Source organism: Nitratidesulfovibrio liaohensis, from assembly GCF_011682075.1.
GTDB classification, from domain to species: Bacteria; Desulfobacterota; Desulfovibrionia; order Desulfovibrionales; family Desulfovibrionaceae; genus Cupidesulfovibrio; species Cupidesulfovibrio liaohensis.
In genome coordinates, this window is sequence record NZ_VSMK01000226.1 from 1 (window position 1) to 4,299 (window position 4,299).

General features: G+C 63.4%; 4 protein-coding genes and 1 pseudogene. 4 read left to right on the forward strand and 1 reads right to left on the reverse strand.

Annotation, left to right across the window (positions count from 1 at the left end; genetic code table 11):
• Window positions 1-29: 29 nt before the first annotated feature.
• The 4 genes from FVW27_RS08930 (at window position 30) to FVW27_RS08945 (ending at window position 3,368) form a co-directional block, all read left to right on the forward strand.
• Window positions 30-809: a hypothetical protein gene (locus FVW27_RS08930; protein WP_167124459.1), complete on the forward strand. Its 780-nt coding sequence runs from the start codon at window positions 30-32 to the stop codon at window positions 807-809.
• Window positions 806-1,663 (forward strand): hypothetical protein, encoded by an 858-nt coding sequence (locus FVW27_RS08935; protein WP_243838309.1) that lies wholly within the window; start codon window positions 806-808, stop codon window positions 1,661-1,663. The genes FVW27_RS08930 and FVW27_RS08935 overlap by 4 nt, the downstream gene beginning before the upstream one ends.
• Before the next feature lie 74 nt (window positions 1,664-1,737).
• Window positions 1,738-2,511: a hypothetical protein gene (locus tag FVW27_RS08940; protein ID WP_167124461.1), complete on the forward strand. Its 774-nt coding sequence runs from the start codon at window positions 1,738-1,740 to the stop codon at window positions 2,509-2,511.
• Complete coding sequence (locus tag FVW27_RS08945; protein ID WP_208294709.1) at window positions 2,511-3,368, forward strand: hypothetical protein; 858 nt, start codon at window positions 2,511-2,513, stop codon at window positions 3,366-3,368. The genes FVW27_RS08940 and FVW27_RS08945 overlap by 1 nt, the downstream gene beginning before the upstream one ends.
• A gap of 223 nt (window positions 3,369-3,591) precedes the next feature.
• Here the strand turns inward: FVW27_RS08945 and FVW27_RS08950 are convergent.
• Window positions 3,592-4,299, reverse strand: a pseudogene (locus FVW27_RS08950) (hypothetical protein); the annotation flags it as partial.

Consider the following 4,299-nt stretch of genomic DNA (forward strand, 5'->3'; position numbering starts at 1 on the left):
GGCCCCCCCGGCCTCGCCGCACGCGGCCCATGCTGCTGGCGCTCGCCCTGTGGCTGACCTGCCTTGGGGCATGGCGCCCGGCGCATGCCGAACCGCTGCCCGCCATGCAGCGGCTGCCCGTTGTGGCTCCGGAACCGCATATTTTCAAAGGATTCGTGCAGGAAAATCTGCAATGGCTGCAACGCCCCGGCATCGTCGATGCGCAAGGGCACTACCCAGTGGCCAACGCAATTCCTGCGGGTGAGTATGCACCGCAGTCCTTTGCGCGCGAACTGTTCGAACGCGCCGACCTCACGGCCTTTCCATCCGCGTTCCTGCCCGCCATGTCCTCAGGCCGGACCACCTTTCCTGCCATAGGTATTCGCTACCAAGCTGAAGAACCCCATCTTCTCTTCATTGAAGACAAACCACTAGGCCAGGCACAAGTCAGCCTGACCATATTCCAGATGGCCTCGCTGGACTGGGACGGGAACGGAACACGCGATTGGCTCTTCGGATGCCGCATCCTGCTGTACAAACAGAACGTGGATCTGGGTTCCTTCCTGCTGGTGCTCAACCCGCAACCCACCGGGCCGCTTGATGTCCGGCTTCTGCGTGTCACCTACTGGCCATCCAACGATACGTCAAAATACATCAACTATTTCGGCACAGCCGCGCGGGACTACCTGTTCACCGTCATGCGGGACAGGCTGCCCGCCATCTATCCCGGCTGGACACCGCCCGCGCGGGCGGAAGACCTGCCCTGGCGCGACGCCCCCGGCATGGAAGGCGTGGGCTACGTCGAGCATGTGAACGAGGGCAAAAAATGACGCACCCCGCAAGCTTCCTGCACACCACATTCCGGGGGACCACACGGCCCACCCGTTTCCACCGCTGGCTGCTCTCCATGCTGGCGCTCGCCCTGTGGCTGGCCTGCCTTGGGGCATGGCGCCCGGCGCATGCCGAACCGCTGCCCGCCATGCAGCGGCTGCCCGTGGTGGCTCCGGAGCCGCATATTTTCAAAGGATTCGTGCAGGAAAATCTGCAATGGCTGCAACGCCCCGGCATCGTCGATGCGCAAGGGCACTACCCAGTGGCGGACGCAATTCCTGCGGGTGAGTATGCACCGCAGTCCTTTGCGCGCGAACTGTTCGAACGCGCCGATCTCACTGCCTTTCCGTCCGCGTTCCTGCCCGTGGCGTCGGGCAAGCCAACCCTTGCCGACCTAGGCATTCGTTATGAGGCCGAAGAGCCCGATACCTTGCTCGTGGAGGACAAGCCATTTGGTCACAATCCGCAAGTTAGCCTGACCATCCCCCTCATGGCCTCGCTGGACTGGGATGGCAACGGCGTCCGGGACTGGCTCTTCGGGTGCCGCATCCTGTTCTATAAGCCATACCTGAGCCTGGGATCCTTCCTGCTGGTGCTCAACCCCAAACCCACCGGGCCGCTTGATGTCCGGCTGGCTCGCGTCTCCTACCGGCAGCCAGACAACATCCACAAGGTAACAACCTATTTCGGCACCGCCGCGCGGGACTACCTGTTCACCATCATGCGGGACAAACTGCCCGCCATCTATCCCGGCTGGACCCCGCCCGCACGGGCGGAAGACCTGCCCTGGCGCGATGCCCCCGGCATGGAAGGCGTGGGCTACGTCGAACATGTGGACGAGGGCAAAAAATGACGCACCCCGCATCTCTCTTGCACATCGTCTTCCGATGGGCAGCACGGCCCCCCCGTCCCCGTCGCGCGCTACCCATGCTGCTGGCGCTCGCCCTGTGGCTGGCCTGCCTTGGGGCATGGCGCCCAGCGCATGCCGAACCGCTGCCCGCCATGCAGCGAGTGCCCGTAGTGGCACCGGAACCGGATATTTTCAGGGGGTTCGTGCAGGGCAACCTGCAATGGCTGCAACGCCCCGGCATCGTCGATGCGCAAGGGCACTACCCAGTGGCGGACGCAATTCCTGCGGGTGAGTATGCACCGCAGTCCTTTGCCCGCGAATTGTTTAAACGCGCCGACCTCACAGCCTTCCCGTCCGCATTTCTGCCTGTGGCAATGGGTAAATCCACATTTGCCGCCCTGGGCATTCGTTACGAAGCTGAAGAACCCCACACGTTACTCATCAGAGACAAACCACTAGGCCAGGCACAAGTCAGCCTGACCATATTCCAGATGGCCTCGTTCGACTGGGACGGGAACGGAACACGCGATTGGCTCTTCGGATGCCGCATCCTGCTGTACAAACAGAACGTGGATCTGGGTTCCTTCCTGCTGGTGCTCAACCCGCAACCCACCGGGCCGCTTGATGTCCGGCTTCTGCGTGTCACCTACTGGCCATCCAACGATACGTCAAAATACATCAACTATTTCGGCACCGCCGCGCGGGAATACCTGTTCACCGTCATGCGGGACAGGCTGCCCGCCATCTATCCCGGCTGGACACCGCCCGCGCGGGCGGAAGACCTGCCCTGGCGCGATGCCCCCGGCATGGAAGGCGTGGGCTACGTCGAGCATGTGGACGAGGACAAATAATGACGCACCCCGCAAGCTTCCTGCACACCACATTCCGGGGGACCACACGGCCCACCCGTTTCCACCGCTGGCTGCTCTCCATGCTGGCGCTCGCCCTGTGGCTGGTCTGCCTTGGGGCGTGGCTTCCTGTGCATGCCGAACCGCTGCCCGCCATGCAGCGGGTACCCGTGGTGGCTCCGGAGCCTGATATATTTCGGCGCATCACAAAAATAGATCGCGGGATACTCCTTCGGGCGGTCGTCATCGATGCTAAGGGCAATTATCCCAAAGCCGAGGTTATCCCTGCCGGGGAATACAGCCCACGGTCCTTTGCCCGTGATTTTTACGAACGCGCTGACCACACAACGTTTCCTTCAATGTTTCTGCCGGCGGTAAAGGACAAAACAACCTTTACTTCCTTAGGTATCCCGTACGAAGCCAAGGAACCCTACCTTTTATTGATCGAAGACAAACCGCTGGGTCATAACCCGCAAGTAAGCCTGACGATCGACCACCTTGGCTCACTCGACTGGGACGGCAACGGAACACGCGACTGGCTCTTCGGATGTCGCATCCTGCTGTACAAACAAAACGTGGATCTCGGTTGCTTCTTGCTGGTGCTCAACCCGCAGCCCACTGGTCCTCTTGACGTCAGAGTACTCAGTATTTCCTATTCGCCCCCAGACGATGTCCTGAACTTCACCACGTACTACGGCACCGCCGCGCGGGACTACCTGTTCACCGTCATGCGGGACAGGCTGCCCGCCATCTATCCCGGCTGGACACCGCCCGCGCGGGCGGAAGACCTGCCCTGGCGCGACGCCCCCGGCATGGAAGGCGTGGGCTACGTCGAGCATGTGGACGAGGGCAAAAAATGACGCGCAGGCAACGAAAAGGGGCGGCAGGCTTTGCGCCCCCGCCCCGCATGACAGCATAACTCTGGAACGAACGAAGAAATCAACGTCCGGCGGGGCAACCCGCGTGACAGAGGCCAACGCTGACGCCGTGCACTGCGGACCGCACCCCCGGTCGCCCTGCCGCGCTGTTCCCCTGTCCGCTTACTCCATCCGTGCCGGCACACCGCCGTTCGTCTTTACTCCCCTATTCTCCCTTGATGACGATGGACTCGCCCGTGGCCAACACCACCGAGCGCACCGTGGATTGCCCGGTCAGCCGCTCCGCGTTCAGCAGCGGGACATCCTTCGGTTCCGCCTCGTCGAGATCGATGACCCACGATTCGGCAAACGCCTCGCCTGGTCGAATCTGCATGCCGCGCACCAGCTTCAGGGTGCGCAGCACCCGCCCGGCCTCGTCCCGCACCGCACAGTCCACCACCACACGGCCCAGGGTCTGCGTGCTCTGGTTGGCCCCGGTCACCTGTATCACCAGCGTCTTGAAGTTGCGCCCCCCGGACAGGGTGTCTATGCCCACCAGGGTGCGGTCCAGGCGCACCAACCCTGCCAGCCGTTCGGCAATGCGGGCGTTTTCCTCCGCAGCCGCCGCACGTTCGCGGGCGCGTATGCGTTCCAGCGCGGCGGCGTGCGCGGCCAGTTGGCCATCCGGGTCCACCAGGCCGGTCACCTTCCAGCCGTCCTTGCCGTCGATCATCTCCACCCGCAGGTCGAGGGTGGTCTCCAGCGCCTCGTTCTTCACGGGCACCGACACCACGGCCCTGTCGCCGTTGCGCTCGGCAATGACCGGGGCAAACGCCCCCACCTGCTCGCGAAAGTCGGGCGGCAGCAGGTCCTCGCGCTTGCGCTCGCCCGCCGCGCCCACGGGCAGGGCAAGCAGCGCCTGACGCAGCACGTC

Excerpts from the sequence above, each read along its gene's own strand:
- FVW27_RS08945 (WP_208294709.1), top strand. The coding sequence starts at position 2,511 with ATGACGCACCCCGCAAGCTTCCTGCACACCACATTCCGGGGGACCACA.
- FVW27_RS08930 (WP_167124459.1), top strand. The coding sequence starts at position 30 with ATGCTGCTGGCGCTCGCCCTGTGGCTGACCTGCCTTGGGGCATGGCGC.
- FVW27_RS08940 (WP_167124461.1), top strand. The coding sequence starts at position 1,738 with ATGCTGCTGGCGCTCGCCCTGTGGCTGGCCTGCCTTGGGGCATGGCGC.
- FVW27_RS08935 (WP_243838309.1), top strand. The coding sequence starts at position 806 with ATGACGCACCCCGCAAGCTTCCTGCACACCACATTCCGGGGGACCACA.